The sequence below is a fragment of the Streptomonospora mangrovi genome (assembly GCF_027604915.1).
Lineage (GTDB): Bacteria > Actinomycetota > Actinomycetes > Streptosporangiales > Streptosporangiaceae > Streptomonospora > Streptomonospora mangrovi.
Genome location: NZ_JAJAQC010000088.1, coordinates 1 through 14,651 on the forward strand (window position 1 = coordinate 1; position 14,651 = coordinate 14,651).

13 protein-coding genes are annotated in these 14,651 nt (G+C 77.0%); 5 read left to right on the forward strand and 8 right to left on the reverse strand.

The features are described 5' to 3' along the window. Window positions 1-127: 127 nt before the first annotated feature. Window positions 128-982 carry an ABC transporter permease gene (locus LG943_RS26645; RefSeq protein WP_270075137.1) on the forward strand — a complete coding sequence of 285 codons (855 nt, stop codon included), beginning with the start codon at window positions 128-130 and terminating at the stop codon, window positions 980-982. Window positions 983-1,042: 60 nt separating this feature from the next. Here LG943_RS26645 and LG943_RS26650 read toward each other — a convergent pair whose 3' ends face one another. The 5 genes from LG943_RS26650 to LG943_RS26670 form a co-directional block, all read right to left on the reverse strand. After that, complete coding sequence (locus tag LG943_RS26650; protein ID WP_270075149.1) at window positions 1,043-1,723, reverse strand: response regulator; 681 nt, start codon at window positions 1,721-1,723, stop codon at window positions 1,043-1,045. A 265-nt stretch (window positions 1,724-1,988) separates the two neighbouring features. Continuing rightward, window positions 1,989-3,782 (reverse strand): sensor histidine kinase, encoded by a 1,794-nt coding sequence (locus LG943_RS26655; RefSeq protein WP_270075138.1) that lies wholly within the window; start codon window positions 3,780-3,782, stop codon window positions 1,989-1,991. Between the two features lie 124 nt (window positions 3,783-3,906). Then, window positions 3,907-4,698, reverse strand: a complete 792-nt coding sequence (locus LG943_RS26660; RefSeq protein ID WP_270075139.1) for an ABC transporter permease subunit — start codon at window positions 4,696-4,698, stop codon at window positions 3,907-3,909. A gap of 62 nt (window positions 4,699-4,760) precedes the next feature. Next, window positions 4,761-5,528, reverse strand: coding sequence for an ABC transporter permease (locus LG943_RS26665; protein ID WP_270075140.1), 768 nt, complete (start codon window positions 5,526-5,528; stop codon window positions 4,761-4,763). Further along, a complete protein-coding gene (locus tag LG943_RS26670; protein ID WP_270075141.1) occupies window positions 5,528-6,445 on the reverse strand; it encodes an ABC transporter ATP-binding protein in 918 nt (305 codons plus the stop codon). The genes LG943_RS26665 and LG943_RS26670 overlap by 1 nt, the downstream gene beginning before the upstream one ends. Window positions 6,446-6,613: 168 nt before the next feature. Between LG943_RS26670 and LG943_RS26675 the strand changes: the two genes are divergently transcribed. The 4 genes from LG943_RS26675 to LG943_RS26690 all read left to right on the forward strand — a co-directional run bounded on the left by LG943_RS26675 (window position 6,614) and on the right by LG943_RS26690 (window position 10,531). Then, window positions 6,614-7,873, forward strand: a complete 1,260-nt coding sequence (locus tag LG943_RS26675) for a sensor histidine kinase (protein ID WP_270075142.1) — start codon at window positions 6,614-6,616, stop codon at window positions 7,871-7,873. Continuing rightward, on the forward strand, window positions 7,870-8,580 hold the full coding sequence (locus tag LG943_RS26680) for a response regulator (RefSeq protein ID WP_270075143.1): 711 nt from the start codon (window positions 7,870-7,872) through the stop codon (window positions 8,578-8,580). Before LG943_RS26675 ends, LG943_RS26680 begins: the two co-directional genes overlap by 4 nt. Before the next feature lie 179 nt (window positions 8,581-8,759). After that, window positions 8,760-9,692 (forward strand): ABC transporter ATP-binding protein, encoded by a 933-nt coding sequence (locus LG943_RS26685; protein ID WP_270075144.1) that lies wholly within the window; start codon window positions 8,760-8,762, stop codon window positions 9,690-9,692. An 11-nt stretch (window positions 9,693-9,703) separates the two neighbouring features. Next, complete coding sequence (locus LG943_RS26690; RefSeq protein WP_270075145.1) at window positions 9,704-10,531, forward strand: ABC transporter permease; 828 nt, start codon at window positions 9,704-9,706, stop codon at window positions 10,529-10,531. A gap of 115 nt (window positions 10,532-10,646) precedes the next feature. Here the strand turns inward: LG943_RS26690 and LG943_RS26695 are convergent, their stop codons facing one another. The 3 genes from LG943_RS26695 to LG943_RS26705 all read right to left on the reverse strand — a co-directional run bounded on the left by LG943_RS26695 (window position 10,647) and on the right by LG943_RS26705 (window position 14,414). Next, window positions 10,647-11,306, reverse strand: a complete 660-nt coding sequence (locus LG943_RS26695) for a response regulator (RefSeq protein ID WP_270075146.1) — start codon at window positions 11,304-11,306, stop codon at window positions 10,647-10,649. A 137-nt stretch (window positions 11,307-11,443) separates the two neighbouring features. After that, complete coding sequence (locus LG943_RS26700) at window positions 11,444-13,093, reverse strand: sensor histidine kinase (RefSeq protein ID WP_270075147.1); 1,650 nt, start codon at window positions 13,091-13,093, stop codon at window positions 11,444-11,446. 79 nt (window positions 13,094-13,172) lie between these two features. Next, window positions 13,173-14,414 carry a phospholipase D-like domain-containing protein gene (locus LG943_RS26705; protein ID WP_270075148.1) on the reverse strand — a complete coding sequence of 414 codons (1,242 nt, stop codon included), beginning with the start codon at window positions 14,412-14,414 and terminating at the stop codon, window positions 13,173-13,175. Between the last annotated feature and the right edge of the window lie 237 nt (window positions 14,415-14,651).

Consider the following 14,651-nt stretch of genomic DNA (forward strand, 5'->3'; position numbering starts at 1 on the left):
CCCCCCCCCCGCGCCCCCCGCCGGGCGGCCGCCGCCCCCCCCGCCCCCCCGCCCCGCCGCCGACCTCACCCGCTACCGCGCCCGGACCGCACACCGCACCGGACCGCCCCCGAAAGGAGCCCCGCCCGTGACCGCATCCGCCACCGACCACCCCGGCACCGCCGCCGGGCGGCGGGCCGCCCCGGCGCCCGCCGCGCCGCCGCGCACCCGCGCCTTCAGGCGCGCCGTGGCCATGGAGTGGACCAAGCTGGCGTCCGTGCGCACCACCTGGTGGTGCCTGGGCCTGGGGTTCGCCACCATGATCGCGTTCGGCCTGCTGATGGGGTTCTCCGCGGCCGACCGGATCGCCGACGACCCCGCCGCAGCCGGCACCTTCTCCTACTCCCAGGTCACCTCCCAGGGCGTGTTCTACCTGGTGCAGTTCATCGTGCTGATCCTGGCCGCGCTGGCGGCCACCAACGAGTACGCCAACCGCGGCGTCACCACGACCCTGCTGGCCGTGCCGCAGCGGGGCCGCGTCCTGGCGGCGCGCGCCCTGGTCACGGCCGGGCTCGGCTTCGTGGCGGGCGCGGTGACCACGGCGCTGGGGATCGCGGCGGTGCGGGTGGTCATCGGGCCCTACGCGCCGCTGCACGCCGACTACGCGCTGACCACGGTGCTGGGGTCGGGGCTGTGCATGGCGCTGTTCGCCGTGCTGTTCGTCGGACTGGGCACCGCGCTGCGCGGCACCGCCGGCACGATCGGCCTGGGGTTCCTGCTGCTGCTGGGGGTGCCGCTGGTGCTCCAGCTCAGCGGGGTGCAGGCGCTCAACGACGCGGCGGCCTACTTCCCCGGTATCGCGGGGATCGAGTTCTACGCCGCCGGTGACGTGGGGTTCTACACCGCGCCGCACGACGGGCCGATCAACCTCGCGGTCGTCGTGGGCTGGGCGGCGGCGGCGATGATCGTCGGCTGGACGGAACTGCGGCTGCGCGACGCCTGAGCGCGCACCCGAGCCGGCGGCGGCCGGCGTCCTTCGGGGCGTCGGCCGCCGCCGGCGCGCTCAGTCGTGCGGGGGGAGGGCGCCGCCCACCAGCCCGGCCTCGTAGGCCACGATCGCGGCCTGCACCCGGTTGCGCACGTCGAGCTTGGTCAGGATGGAGCCGACGTGCACCTTGGCCGTGCCGGGGACGATCCCCAGGCGCCCGGCGATCTCCTCGTTGGACAGGCCCTCGCCGATGAGGGCGAGGACGTCGCGCTCCCGCGCCGACAGCCGCGCGGTGCGCTCGCGCGCCGCCGCGCCCCGGGACATGCGGCCACCGGTGCCGGTGGCGCCCAGTTCGGTGATGAGGCGGCGGGCGACCTCGGGTGACAGGTAGGCACCGCCTTGGGCCACGGCGTGCAGCCCGGCGACGAGGTCGCGGGGGTCGCCGGTCTTGAGGACGAACCCGCTCGCGCCGCCGCTGAGGGCGCGGGCGATGTAGGCGTCCTCGGAGAAGGTCGTCAGGATGACGACGGCGGTGCCGGGGTGGCGGGCGGTGATGGCCTCGGTCGCGGCGAGGCCGTCGGTCCCGGGCATCTGCACGTCCAGCAGGGCGATGTCGGGCCGGTGCTCGGCGACGAGCGCGACGGCCTCGGCCCCGTCGGCGGCCTCCCCGACCACGTCGATTCCGGGGTCGGCGGACAGGATGGCGCGCATACCCGCCCGGATCATCCGCTCGTCGTCGGCGAGGACGACCCTCAGCCGCCCCTGGGAGACGCCGCCCGGTTCGCGGCCCGAAGTCGCTGGTGAACCCACCGCAGCAGCCTATAGGGGAGGGACACCCGCGCCGTCCCCGTCCGGATGGGGCCAGACCCGCTATCCGCCGGCCGGCGCGGGCAGCGGGCGTCCCCTGCGCTCCGACCGGAGACCCAGCTCGGTGTGACCGATGCCGCTCCGGATGGATGTTCCCACCGCGCGGGCCGGATGCGGCGGCGGGAGCGGGCACCGGCCGCGCCCGGCCGGGTGGTCATCCCTGCGGGGCGGCGGCGGGCGGGCCGTCGGTGCGTTCGATGCGGTCCTTGTCCGCGAGCACGCCCTCGGCGAAGCACAGGCGGTAGACCGGCGGCAGGCCGTTGGACCACTCGACCAGGTAATAGCGGCACGACGCGCCCGGCGGGGCGGGCGGGGGGTCGACCAGGCGGCCCGGCTCGTAGTCGAACCGGGGCAGGGCTGCCTCCACGGCGCTCTGCTCTTGGCCCACGTGCAGGCGCGCGTAGTCGGCGGGCGCCAGCACCGAGTTGACTCCGACGTACCAGAGCAGGAGGAACGCGACGGCGACCACGCCGGCGGCCAGGCCCGCCGGCACCGCGAGCGCGGTCGCCAGCCGCCGCCGCGCGGTGCGGCGCACGGCGCGCAGCCGCCGCGCGGTCTCGGTGGCGTCATCGGGCGCGGCCCGGTCGGCGTCGTCGGCGGCGTCGGGGATGCGCGCCGCGACGACGAACCCGGTCCCGGCGCCCGTCTCGGCGTCAGCCCCGGCGGTGTCGGCCATGTCGGTGTCCCCGGCGGTGTCAGCGGTGTCAACGGTGTCCGTGCGTCCGGCGCCGGACGCACCGGCGCGGGGTCCCGCCGCGCCCCTCCCGCCGCCGACGGCTCCCTCACGGGCCGGCCCCGCCGTGAACGCGCCGCCCAGGCCCGTCACAAGGGAGCGCAGCCCGGCCAGTCCCGAACCGTTGCCCGCCATTGCAGCCGACCCCGGCACGGGCGAACCGGTGTCGGACACCCGCACCTCGGTGGCGCCCTCCTCCCGCACCACCCGCACGGTCACCCGCGCACCCGGCGCGTGCCGGGCGGCGTTGGTCAGCGCCTCCTGCACCACCCGGTGGACGGCGCGGCCGGCCGGGGTGCCCGGGTCGGAGTCGGGCCCCTCCCGGATGAGGCGCACCGCGAGTCCGGCCCCGGCGGCGCGCGAGACCAGGGCGGACACGTCCTCGGCCGGGCCGCCGCCCGACGCCTCGGCGTCCTCGCGCAGCACGCCGATGATCTCGCGCAGCCGCAGGTTGGCGTCGTGGGCCGCCAGGCGCAGCTCGGCCGCCGCCCCGCGCCCCTCCTCATCCCCGGCCGCCATCTCCAGGGCGGCGGCGCGCACCGCGATCAGCGCGAGGTCGTGGCCCAGCGAGTCGTGCATCTCCCCGGCGATGCGCGCGCGTTCGCGCAGCCGGGCGCGCTCGGCGTCGACGTCGCGGGCACGCTCCATGCGGTGGGCGATCTCCCACCCGGCGGTGCGCAGCTCGGTGTGCCGCCGCCAGTAGCGGCCCAGCAGCCACGGCGCGATGACCGCGCCGACCAGGACCGCCACGCCGCCGAACCAGTCGGTGAGTCCGGTCAGGGTCTCCCGCAGGACGCCCATGCGCACCCAGGTGACGGCGTGGGAGGCCAGCAGGACGGCGGCCGCCCCGCCGACCAGGCCCGCGACGGGCGTGGTGCGGTCGGAGCGCCGCCCGGCGAGGAAGGCGAGCGCGGCGCCGGGCAGCACGTAGGAGACGAGGAAGAGGTCGGCGGGGGTGAGCGCGAGGTAGGCCGAGTGGGCGACGGCTGCCCCCAGCGCGAGCCCGAGGGCGGTGAACGGCCGCGCCCGGCGGATCGCGACCGCCGCCGCGAGCAGCACCGCCATGGCGGCGACCTCGGGCAGCGGCCGCACGCGGACCCCGTCCAGCTCGGCCGCGACCGCGCCGGTCAACGCCGCCCACAGCAGCACGTCCGCACCCCGCGCCCGCCACACCGCCCGGACACCGCCGCGCCGCGCCACCTCACCCGCCACCATGCCGCCGAGGCTACCGCCGCCCCACCGGTCCCGGCACGGCGCTCACCACCGACCCGCCGCCGCAGGAGGCGGGAGCGCCGCCCGGCGCGGCCCACGACCGCCGCTCCCGGCCGGCGCCGCGGGTTCAGGCGTCGCGGCGGTACAGGGCCAGGGCACCCGCCAGCAGGGGGACGAGGGCGTAGCCGGCCATCAGTGCCGCAGCCGCCCACGGGGGCAGCACACCCTCGAACGCGTGGCCGGTGTAGGTGTCCTCCACCACCTGGTAGGGCAGGTTGCCCGGCAGCACCGACGACAGGCGGTCCGCCCACGGGTCGGGCAGGTTGCGCGCGATCGTCGGCGCGAGGAACACCACTGCCACCAGGGCCGCGATGGACGCCGCCGTGGAGCGCAGCAGGGTGGCCGCTCCCAGCGCCGCCAGGGCGATCACCATCACCGACACCCCTTGGGCCAGCACCACGGGTATCTCGTTGTCCAGGGGCAGGGAGTTGAACCCCAGCGGACGGTCGCCCGCCGCCCACCGGGTCAGCAGGGACGTCGCCCCCACCCCCGCCACGCCCGCCACCAGCGTGATCGCCGCGACCACCAGCGCCTTGGCCGCGAGCACGGCGCCCCGATGCGGCACCGCCGCCAGGCTGACGCGGATCATGCCGGTCGTGTACTCGCGCGTCATGGTGAGCACCCCGAGCACGCCCAGGGCGATGCTCAGCGGCAGCACCACCACCCGGTCCAGCGGCGCGACGACCATCGCGTCCCGGCGTGCGGCGGGCAGGCCCTCCCAGGTGTTGACCGCCGCCACCCCGATCAGGACGACGGCGGCCACCGCGACCGCCGCCCCGAGCAGGGCGGCGTGCGTGGACCAGGTGGTGCGCGCCTTGGACCACTCCGCCGCCACCGCGCCGGGCAGCATCCCCGCCATCCGTGCCCTCCCCGCTCTCTCCGATGTCCCCGGCACGCCCACGACCTCCGGTGTCCCCGCGCTCATACGTCCCTCCTGTGCAACGCGACGGCCCCGGCGGCCAGCGCCGCCACGGCGTAGGCAGCCAGCACCGCGCCCGCCGCGACCGGCCCCAGCACGGGGTCGGGGGCGGTGCCCGCGATCTGGGCCGGCAGCCCGGTCAGCGAGCCGGCCGCCACGCGGTCGGCCCACGGTTCGGCCAGGAACCGCGCGATCATCGGCGGCGCGAAGATCAGCGCCACGGCCGCGACGATCGCGCCGGCGGTCGAGCGCAGCAGCACGCCCGCGCCCAGCCCCACCAGTGCGGCGACCGCCGCCGCGGCCGACAGCGCCGCCAGCAGCGGCACCGTCTCCGCCATCGGCGCGGTGTAGGCGTCGAACGGCCGGTCGCCCAGCACCGCCCGCACCGCGACATGGGTTCCGACGACCGCGACCGCGCCCGCCGCCAGCGCCAGCGCGCCCACCGCGCCGGCCTTGGCGGCGAGCACGGCACCGCGCCGGGGCACCGCCGCCAGCGTCGTGCGGATCATGCCGCTGCCGTACTCGGCGGTGACCGCCAGCGCGCCGAGCACGGCCAGGCACACCTGCCAGAACGCCAGGTACTCCTGCTCGATCGGGGCGACCGCCGCCCACCGGCTCCGCTCCGCCGCCCCCGCCGCGTCGAAGGCGTTCGCGCCGCTGGCCGCCATCAGCACCCCCAGCGCGGCGATCACCGCCACCAGCGCCAGCACAACGGAGGTGGAGCGGGCGGTGCGCAGCTTGAGCAGCTCCGCCGCGAGGACCGCCGCCATCAGCGCCCCGCCCCCGCCGCACTCGCCCGGTACTCCACGCTGCCCTCGGTCAGCCGCAGGTAGGCGTCCTCCAGCGACGCGCCGCGCCGCGCCACCTCGTGCACGGGCAGGCCGTGGCGGGCGGCCAGGTCGCCGATCTCGGCGGGCTCCAGGCCGCGCACGGTCAGCCCTCCTGCGCCGGCCGGGGCGACCTCGCCGCCCGCCGCGCGCAGGGCCTCGGCCAGCTCCGCCGCCCGGGGCGAGCGGACGTCGACGCCCTGGTCGAAGCGCCGCTCCAGTTCGTCCAGGGTGGTGTCGGCGATCAGCCGGCCCTGCCCGATGACCACCAGGCGGTCGGCGATCAGCGACACCTCGCTCATCAGGTGGCTCGACAGCAGGACCGTGCGGCCGTCGTCGGCCAGCGAGCGCATGAGCGCGCGGATCCACCGCACGCCGTCCAGGTCCAGGCCGTTGACCGGCTCGTCGAACAGCAGCACCGCCGGGTCGCCCAGCAGGGCCGCCGCGATGCCCAGCCGCTGGCGCATGCCCAGCGAGAACGCGCGCACCCGCTTGCGGGCGGCACCGGCCAGCCCGACGCGCTCCAGCACCTCGGGGACGCGCCGGGCGTCGATGCCGTTGCTGCGCGCCAGCCAGCGCAAATGGTTGAGGGCGCTGCGGCCGCCGTCGACCGCGCCGGCGTCCAGCAGCGCGCCGACCTCCCGCAGCGGGTGGCGGATGCTCGTGTAGGGGCGCCCGTTGACCAGCGCCTCGCCGGAGGTGGGCGCGTCCAGGCCCAGCACCATCCGCATCGTCGTTGATTTTCCAGCGCCGTTGGGGCCGAGGAACCCGGTCACGTGTCCCGGTTCGGCCCGGAAGGACAGGTCGTCCACGGCGACCGTCCGGCCGAAGCGCTTGGTGAGGTGGCGTACGTCGATCATGGCGCCAACGCTCTCGTGCGCGGGCCCGGCGGCGCGTCGGCCCGAGGGGCGAATGTCCGCCTCGGGCGCCCGACGGAGGCGGGGGCGGTTCCGGGCGCGGTGTCATACCCGGGTATGACGACCCGGGGTGGGAGGCGGGGCGCCTGTCCGGGGCGCTACCGTCGGGGCGTGCGCTACGCCGATCCGACCCCCGCGCCGCGCGGCCGAGCCGGCACCGCGGAGCCGCGCCGCCGTGAACTGGTGGCGCTCGACGCGCTCGCCGCGGCGGGCTACGTGCTGGCCGCCCTCGCCGCCCCGTTGCCGGCGGGTGCCGAGGGGTGGGCGGCGCCGCTGGCGGCGGCCGTCGGCCTGCCGCTGGCGCTGCGCCGGGTGTGGCCGGTGCCGGTGCTGGCGGTGGTCGCGGCGGGCGCGGCGGCGGCCGCGGCCCTGGGCGGCGGGGTGCTGCCCGTCGCGGCGGTCGCCTTCGCCCTGTACCCGGTGGCGCTGCGGGCGCGGCGGCGCCGCTTCGAGCCCACCCCCACGGTCGGCGCGGCCAGCGTGGGCCTGATCGTGCTGGCCACGGCCGGCGGAGCGCCCGACTGCTGCGGTCCGCTCCCCTCCATCCTGCTGCTGGCCGCTCCCGCGCTGGTCGGCACGTGGGCGCTGGGCCGGGTGATGCGGGAGCGGCGCACGGCGGCGGCCCGCTGGGCCGCCGAACTGGCCGAGCGGGCGGTGGCCGAGGAGCGGCTGCGCATCGCCCGCGAGCTGCACGACTCGGTCGCCCACAGCATGAGCCTCATCGCGGTCAAGGCCGGGATCGCCAACCACGTCGCGCGGTCGCGGCCCGAGGAGGCGCAAGCGGCGCTGAGCGTCATCGAGACCACCAGCCGCGCCGCGCTGGGCGAGATGCGCCAGGTGCTGGGGGTGCTGCGCGCCGCCGACGAGGACGCCGGCCCCGGTGCGGCCGGCGGGTCCCGCCCGGACGCGCCCGGCGGCCTGGCGCCGCTGCCGGGGGTCGAGGCGCTGCCCGCCCTGGTGGAGCGGGCCGCCATGGCGGGGGTGCGGGTGGAGTTGTCGGTGCGCGGCGCCGAGGCGCTGCCCGAGCAGGCCGGGGCGGCGGTGTACCGCATCGTGCAGGAGTCGGTGACCAACGTCGTGCGCCACGCCGCCCCGGCGCGGTGCGAGGTGCGGGTGGAGGCGGCGCACGGCCGGGTGCGCGTGGAGGTCGCCGACGACGGCCCGGGCGCGCGGACGGCGCCCGCGACCGAGGGCGGCGGCCACGGCCTGATCGGCATGCGCGAACGCGTCGCGGTCTTCGGCGGCACGTTCACCGCCGGCCCCCGCCCCCAGGGCGGCTTCGGCGTGGCCGCGGAGTTCCCCCTGCCCGGGGCGCGGCCCGGCCCCGCCGACCGCGACCCTGACTCCGACCGCGCCGAGGCCCCGGCGTGATCCCCCCGGACGCGCCGGAGGGCGCCGGCCCCGGACCGGTCCGGGTGCTGGTCGTGGACGACCAGGCGCTGCTGCGGGGCAGTTTCCGGATGCTCATCGACACCGCGCCGGGCCTGGTGGCGGTGGGCGAGGCCGGCGACGGCGCGGCGGCCGTGGAGATGGCGGCGGCCGAGCGGCCCGACGTCGTGCTCATGGACGTGCGCATGCCCGGCGTGGACGGCATCGAGGCCACCCGCCGCATCTGCTCCTCCCCCGCCACCGCCGGCACGCGGGTGCTCATCCTCACCACCTTCGACCTGGACTCCTATGTCTACGCGGCGCTGCGCGCGGGCGCCAGCGGGTTCCTCCTCAAGGACACCCCGCCCGCCGACCTCCTGGCGGCGGTGCGGGTGGTGGCCGCCGGCGAGGCGCTGCTGTCCCCGGGCGTGACCCGCCGGCTCATCGCGGAGTTCGTCCGCCGCCCCGAGCCCGCCCGGCCGCCCGGGCGCGGCCTCGACGGCGTCACCGAGCGCGAACGCGAGGTGCTGGTGCTGGTGGCGCGCGGGCTGACCAACACCGAGATCGCCGACCACCTGCACCTGAGCCTGGCCACGGTCAAGACGCACGTGGGCCGGCTGCTCGCCAAGGTGCCCGCGCGCGACCGGGCGCAACTGGTCATCGCCGCCTACGAGACCGGCCTGGTCACCCCCGCCCCGCGCCGCGACTGAGCCGCGCCGCCGCCGCTCCCCCCTCGCCGCTCCGCGCCCGCCACCCCCTTCGGCGGTGCCGGCCGGCGCCGCGCACCTGACGAAAGTGGGGGTGGGCCGGTGCCCTTCGCGCACTGCGGCCGACCACCGCCCGTCCGTAACGTCGTTGCCGTGAACAGCGACGACGAACGGGAGCGCGCGTGATAAGCCTGCGGAACCTGACCAAGCGCTACGGGGACAAGACGGTGGTCGGCGACCTCTGCGTGGAGATCGCGCCGGGCAAGGTGACCGGGTTCCTCGGCCCCAACGGGGCGGGGAAGTCGACCACGATGCGGATGATCCTGGGGCTGGACCGCCCCACGGCCGGGCAGGCGCTGATCGACGGCCACCGCTACGCCGAACTGCGCCACCCGCTGCGCCGGGTCGGCGCCCTGCTGGACGCCAAGGCGGTCCACCCCGGCCGCACGCCCCGCAGCCACCTCAAGGCCATGGCGCGCAGCAACGGCATCCCGGTGCGGCGCGTGGCCGAGGTCCTGGAGCAGGTCGGGCTCACCGAGGTCGCCGACCGCCGCTCGGGCAAGTTCTCCCTGGGCATGGGCCAGCGGCTGGGCATCGCCGGCGCGCTGCTGGGCGACCCGCACATCCTGATGTTCGATGAGCCGGTGAACGGCCTGGACCCCGACGGCGTCCGCTGGATCCGCGACCTGATGCGCTCGCTGGCGGCCGAGGGGCGCACCGTGTTCGTCTCCAGCCACCTGATGAGCGAGATGCAGGCCACCGCCGACCAACTGGTGGTCATCGGGCGGGGCCGGCTGATCGCCGACGCGCCGGTCGCCGAGGTCATCGAGCGCAGCTCGCTGACGGCCGTGCGGGTGCGCACGCCCCAGCCGGCCGAGCTGGAGGGCCGGCTGCTGGCGGCCGGGATGCGGGTGGAGCGCCCGGGCGGCGAGGAGCTGCTGGTCACCGGCGGAACGCTGGAGCGCGTCGGCGCGGCGGCCCACGAGGCCGGGGTGCAACTGCACGAGCTGAGCCCGCGCGCGGCCTCGCTGGAGGAGGCCTACATGGAACTGACCGCGTCCGCGGTGGAGTACGCGGCGCCGGTGCCCGGCGCCGACGACAAGGCTGGGGTGTGAGGACGATGGCGATGACGACCTCGACGGGGAGCGGCCCGGCCGCCGCCGCGCGCGGCGCGGGCGCGAGGGGCGCGGCGGACGCGGACCAGGGGCGCGGCGGCGGGTTCGCCGGGTCCGTGGCCGCGGAGTGGACCAAGCTGTGGAGCCTGCGCTCCACCTGGACCTGCCTGGCGACGGCGGTCCTGCTCACGGCGGGGCCCGCCGCGCTGGGCGCCACCGTGCTGGAGTCCGGCGGCCAGGTCGCCAACATGACGGCGCACGGCATGCTGCCCACCGTCGTCATGCTCTCGCAGTTCGCGCTGGTGGCCGTGGCCTCGCTGATCATCACCGGCGAGTACGCCACCGGCGCGGTGCGCACCACGCTGACGGCCGTGCCGGTGCGGGGACGGGTGCTCGCCGCCAAGGCGCTGGTGCTGGTCGCGGCCGTGTTCCCGGTCGGCCTCGCCCTGGGCGGCGTCTCGATCGGGATCTCCACGGTGGTGTTCGGCGACGCGATGGTGTTCGAGGCCGAGCACGTGGCGCACGCGGTGCTGGGCACCGCGGGCTACCTGACGGCGGTGTCGCTGTTCGCGCTGGGGCTGGGCACGGCGCTGCGCAGCACGGCCGGCACCATCACCGCCACCGTCGGGGTGCTGATCGGGGTGCCGATGTTCAGCACCATGCTGAACAACGAGACGATCCTCGAGATCGCGTCCTACCTGCCGGCCGACGCCGGGCTCCCGCTGATGATGGGCAGCACCGACCCCTACGGCTGGCCCGCGGGCGCCGCCCTGCTGGGCGCCTGGGCGGCGGCGGCGCTGGCCGCCGGCTACGCGGCGCTGCGCCTGCGCGACGCCTGACCCGCACGCTCACCCGCGCCGACGGCGGCGCCCTTCCGGGGGCGCCGCCGTCGGCGTCTGCGCGCGGCTTCGCCGGGGGCCGGGCGGTCCAGGCGAAGGCGCGCCCGCCGCAAGCTCAGGCGCCCTCGCCGACCAGACCCGCCTCGTGGGCGAGGACGGCGGCCTGGACCCGGTTGCGCAGGCCCAGGCGGCTGAGGATGGTGCTGACGTAGCTCTTGACGGTGCCCTCCACCAGGTAGAGGCGGCCGGCGATCTCGGCGTTGGACAGCCCCGCGCCCACCAGCGCCAGGACGTCGCGCTCGCGGGCGGTCAGCTCGGCCACCCGGGCGCGCGCCTCGGCCACGCGGCTCATGCGGCCCCCGCTCAGCTCGTCGATGACGTGGCGGGCCACGCGCGGCGACAGGTAGGCGGCGCCGTCGGCCACCGCCCGCACGCCCGCGACCAGTTCGCGCGGGTCGCCCGCCTTCAGCAGGAAGCCGCTGGCGCCCTCGCCGAGGGCGCGCGCGATGTAGGCGTCCTCGCCGAAGGTCGTCAGGATGACCACGGCGGTCGCGGGGACCTCGCGGCGGATCTCTGCGGCGGCGCTGAGGCCGTCCAGGCGGGGCATGCGGATGTCCAGCAGGGCGACGTCGGGGCGGTGGGCGCGGGCCAGCTCGACCGCCTGGCGGCCGTCGGCGGCCTCGGCCACGACCTCGATCCCGCCGTCGGTCTCCAGGATGGCCCGCACTCCGGCGCGGATCATGGCCTCGTCGTCGGCCAGCAGGGTCCGGATCACCGGTGGGCACCTTCCTTCTCGTTGGGTGGGAGGGTTCTGCGGGTCAGGGGGCGCGTTCCGCGGGGGTGCGGAGGGCCGTCGCGGGACGCGCACGCCGTGGGGCCGCGGCGGTCCGCCGGTCCCTCGCCCGGCGGGTGTCACGCGGGCGGCTCCTGGCCCAAGTCGGGGAGCTCGTCCTTGGCCGCCAGCACACCGTCTTCGAAGCACAGCCGGTAGACGGTGAACCCGCCCTCCGGGAACCCGTGGTGGGAGCGGTAGTAGCGGCAGTCCAGCCGCCGGGCGACGGCGCTGCCGTCGTCGGTCGCGGCGGGGTCGTACTGCTGCGCCGGCAGGTCGGCGGCGACCTCCTCGGCCGGGGCGCCCACGCGCAGGGCCCGGTAGTCGGCGGGCTCCAGCGTGGCGGAGTCCATCCGCGCGAACGTGCCCACCACCCCCAGCACCAGCCCGCCCACCGCCAGGGCGCCCGCCGCCAGCACCATCCGGACCGCGCCCCAGCGCAGCCGGCGGTGCTCGGCGCGCCGGTGCCGGTCGGCGGCCGAGGTCGGCGAGGCGGCCGGGGCGTGCGCGGGGACGCCGCCCCTGGCCGGGAAGCGGGCGGTCACGGCGTACCCGCCGCCGTGCTCCCCCGCCTCCAGCACGCCGCCGGCCAGGCGCACCCGCTCGGCCAGCCCGATCAGCCCGTGCCCGCCCGGACCCGACCCGCCGACGCGGGCGCCGGGCCACGCCGCCGCGCCCGCCGGCGGCGCCGCGTTGCGCACCGCCGCCACGGTCTGGTCGGGTCCGCGCTCCAGCACCACCCGTACCGGCGCGCCGGGGGCGTGCCGGGTGGCGTTGGTCAGCCCCTCCTGCACGACGCGGTAGGCCGCGCGGTCCACCATCGGAGGCAGGCCCTCCCACGTGCCGTGGCGCTCCAGCACCACCTCCACGCCCGACTCCCGCGCCCGCTCGACCACGGCGGCGATCTCCTCGTCGGCGGGCACCGTGGGGGCGGCGTCGTCGGCCTCGCGCAGCACCCCCACGATCTCGCGCAGCCGGTCGGTGGCGGCCGTGGCGCGCTCGCGCATGCCGGCGGCCGCCGCGCGGTGCTCCTCGGCCAGGTCGGGGGCGAGTTCCAGGGCGCCGGCGCGCAGCGCGATCAGGCTCAGCTCGTGGCCCAGGGAGTCGTGCATGTCCTGGGCGATGCGGGCGCGCTCGCGCAGCCGCGCCTGGTCGGCGGCGATCGCCTGCTCGTGTTCGAGGCGGCGGGCCAGCTCCCACCCGGCGTCGTCGAGGCGGCGGCGCTGCCGCCGGAACACCCCGACCATCCACGGCAGCACGATGGTGAACACGGCGGAGATGAGCATGCCGGGCAGGGCGTAGAGCCACTCGGGGTCGCCGACGGCGAGGACCAGGGTGCCCACGGCGACGGCGCCGAGCGCGGACACGGCCGGCCACACGCGGGGGTCGCGCCGGCCCGCCAGGTAGGACAGCACCAGCATGGCGGGGGCCGCCGCGGGGCTGAGCGCCACCACCCCGATCCCGGCCAGGGCGGCGGCGACGGGGTAGGGCCGGCTGAGGGCGACGACGGCGGCCAGCAGCGCGCACGTCAGGGCGAACGTCGCGGGCGTGATGTCTTGGCCGGAGGAGGTGCCGCTGTCGGCGGCGACCACGAACGCCATCAGCGCGGGCAGGCACAACGCCGCCCACAGCAGCGTGTCGCCCAGCGCCTGCGCGGGGGTGGGCCGGCCCGACAGCGGCCGCAGGAGTTCGCCGCCCGCCCGCGCGGCGGCCGCACCCAGCTTGCTCATGCCTGGACGCTACCCGCCCCGCCACCTGCGGCGGAACTGCCGAAAGTGGGGGATGGCCGGGCGCGGGACCCGGCGCGGGTCACAGCAGGGGGCGCAGCGGCACCAGCAGGGTCTCGCACAGCTTGGCCACCACCGGGCGGCGGCTCCACTCGTCCTTGGTGAGGACCCGGACGTTGGTGCAGTCCTTGGCGAAGACCTGCTCCAGATGGTAGGCGAGGCCCTCGTCGAAGATCTCGACGTTGATCTCGTAGTTGCCGGTGAGGCTGAGCCGGTCGACGTTGGCCGTGCCCACGGTCGACCAGCGGCCGTCGATGGTGGCGGTCTTGGCGTGCACCATGGCGTCCTGGTACAGGCACAGCCGCACCCCGCCGCGCAGCAGCTCGGAGTAGAAGCCGCGCGAGATCCAGTCGGCCACGATGTGGTTGGAGTGCTCGGGGATGAGGATCCGCACGTCCACGCCGCGCCGGGCGGCCCGCACCAGCGCGGCCAGGATCTCGCGGTCGGGGATGAAGTACGCCTGGGTGATGTAGATGTGGGTGTGCGCCCGGTCGATGGCCTCCAGGTACATGCCCCGGATGGGGTAGACCAGTTGCTCGGGGACGTTGCGGTGGGCGCGGATGCTGGCGGTCCACTCGTGGGTGCCGGTGTCGGCGATGGTGGGCTGGTCGTCGGTGCGCAGCATGTTCCAGAAGTCGCGGAACGCGTTCTCCAGCTCCCACACCGAGGGGCCGCTGATGCGCAGGTGGGTGTCGCGCCACTGGGTGGCGTAGACCGAGCCGACGTTGTAGCCGCCGACGAACCCGACCTCGCCGTCGACGGTGAGGATCTTGCGGTGGTCGCGGCCGGACTTGCGGATGTCGAGCAGGAGCAGGCCGGGGCGCAGCAGCGGGTAGCGGATGACGTTGACCTCCGGCGGGAACCGGAAGAACCTGCTGGGGACGACGAGGTTGGCGAAGGCGTCGTAGATGACGTAGACCTCGACCCCGCGCCGCGCCGCCTCGATCAGGGCGCGCTTGAACTCGTGGCCGGTGGCGTCGCCCTTGACGATGTAGGACTCGAACATGATCCGGTGCCGCGCGCTCCGGATCGCCTCCAGCATGTCGCGGTAGAGGTCCTCGCCGTAGGTGTAGGTGGTGATGTCGGACTCGGCGACCCGCACGGCCTTGGGCGGGGTGCGGGGGAACCCGGCGCGGTGGGGGCGGACGCGCTTGCGCCACTGGTTGATGCCGATGAGCCCGAGGATCACCGCGAGTTGGGCGGCGAAGAAGCCCAGCAGCGCCCGCAGCAGGATGCGGGTGACCACGGTGCGTCGTCGCGACATTTCGTTCGTCTCCAGTCCAGAGCTGCCCAGGGCCAGAGGCGCCGGGTGCCCCGCTCCCGTACCGGGACGGCGCGGATCATCGGTGCGGGCGGGCGCGGGGTCGGCTCTTAAACGTACCGCGCCGCCGCGGGGTTCCCGGTGCGGCGCGGCGGGCCGCCCGGTCGGGGGGCGCGGCGGGCGGCCGGGCGCGGCGTGGCGCGCCCGCGCCGGTGGCGGGGCGCGCACCGGCGCGCGCGG

Bases quoted from the DNA above. Each gene is read 5' to 3' on its own strand.
- LG943_RS26655 (WP_270075138.1), bottom strand. From the start codon at position 3,782: ATGGTGGCGGGTGAGGTGGCGCGGCGCGGCGGTGTCCGGGCGGTGTGG.
- LG943_RS26660 (WP_270075139.1), bottom strand. From the start codon at position 4,698: ATGGCGGGGATGCTGCCCGGCGCGGTGGCGGCGGAGTGGTCCAAGGCG.
- LG943_RS26665 (WP_270075140.1), bottom strand. From the start codon at position 5,528: ATGGCGGCGGTCCTCGCGGCGGAGCTGCTCAAGCTGCGCACCGCCCGC.
- LG943_RS26670 (WP_270075141.1), bottom strand. From the start codon at position 6,445: ATGATCGACGTACGCCACCTCACCAAGCGCTTCGGCCGGACGGTCGCC.
- LG943_RS26690 (WP_270075145.1), top strand. From the start codon at position 9,704: ATGACGACCTCGACGGGGAGCGGCCCGGCCGCCGCCGCGCGCGGCGCG.
- LG943_RS26700 (WP_270075147.1), bottom strand. From the start codon at position 13,093: ATGAGCAAGCTGGGTGCGGCCGCCGCGCGGGCGGGCGGCGAACTCCTG.
- LG943_RS26705 (WP_270075148.1), bottom strand. From the start codon at position 14,414: ATGTCGCGACGACGCACCGTGGTCACCCGCATCCTGCTGCGGGCGCTG.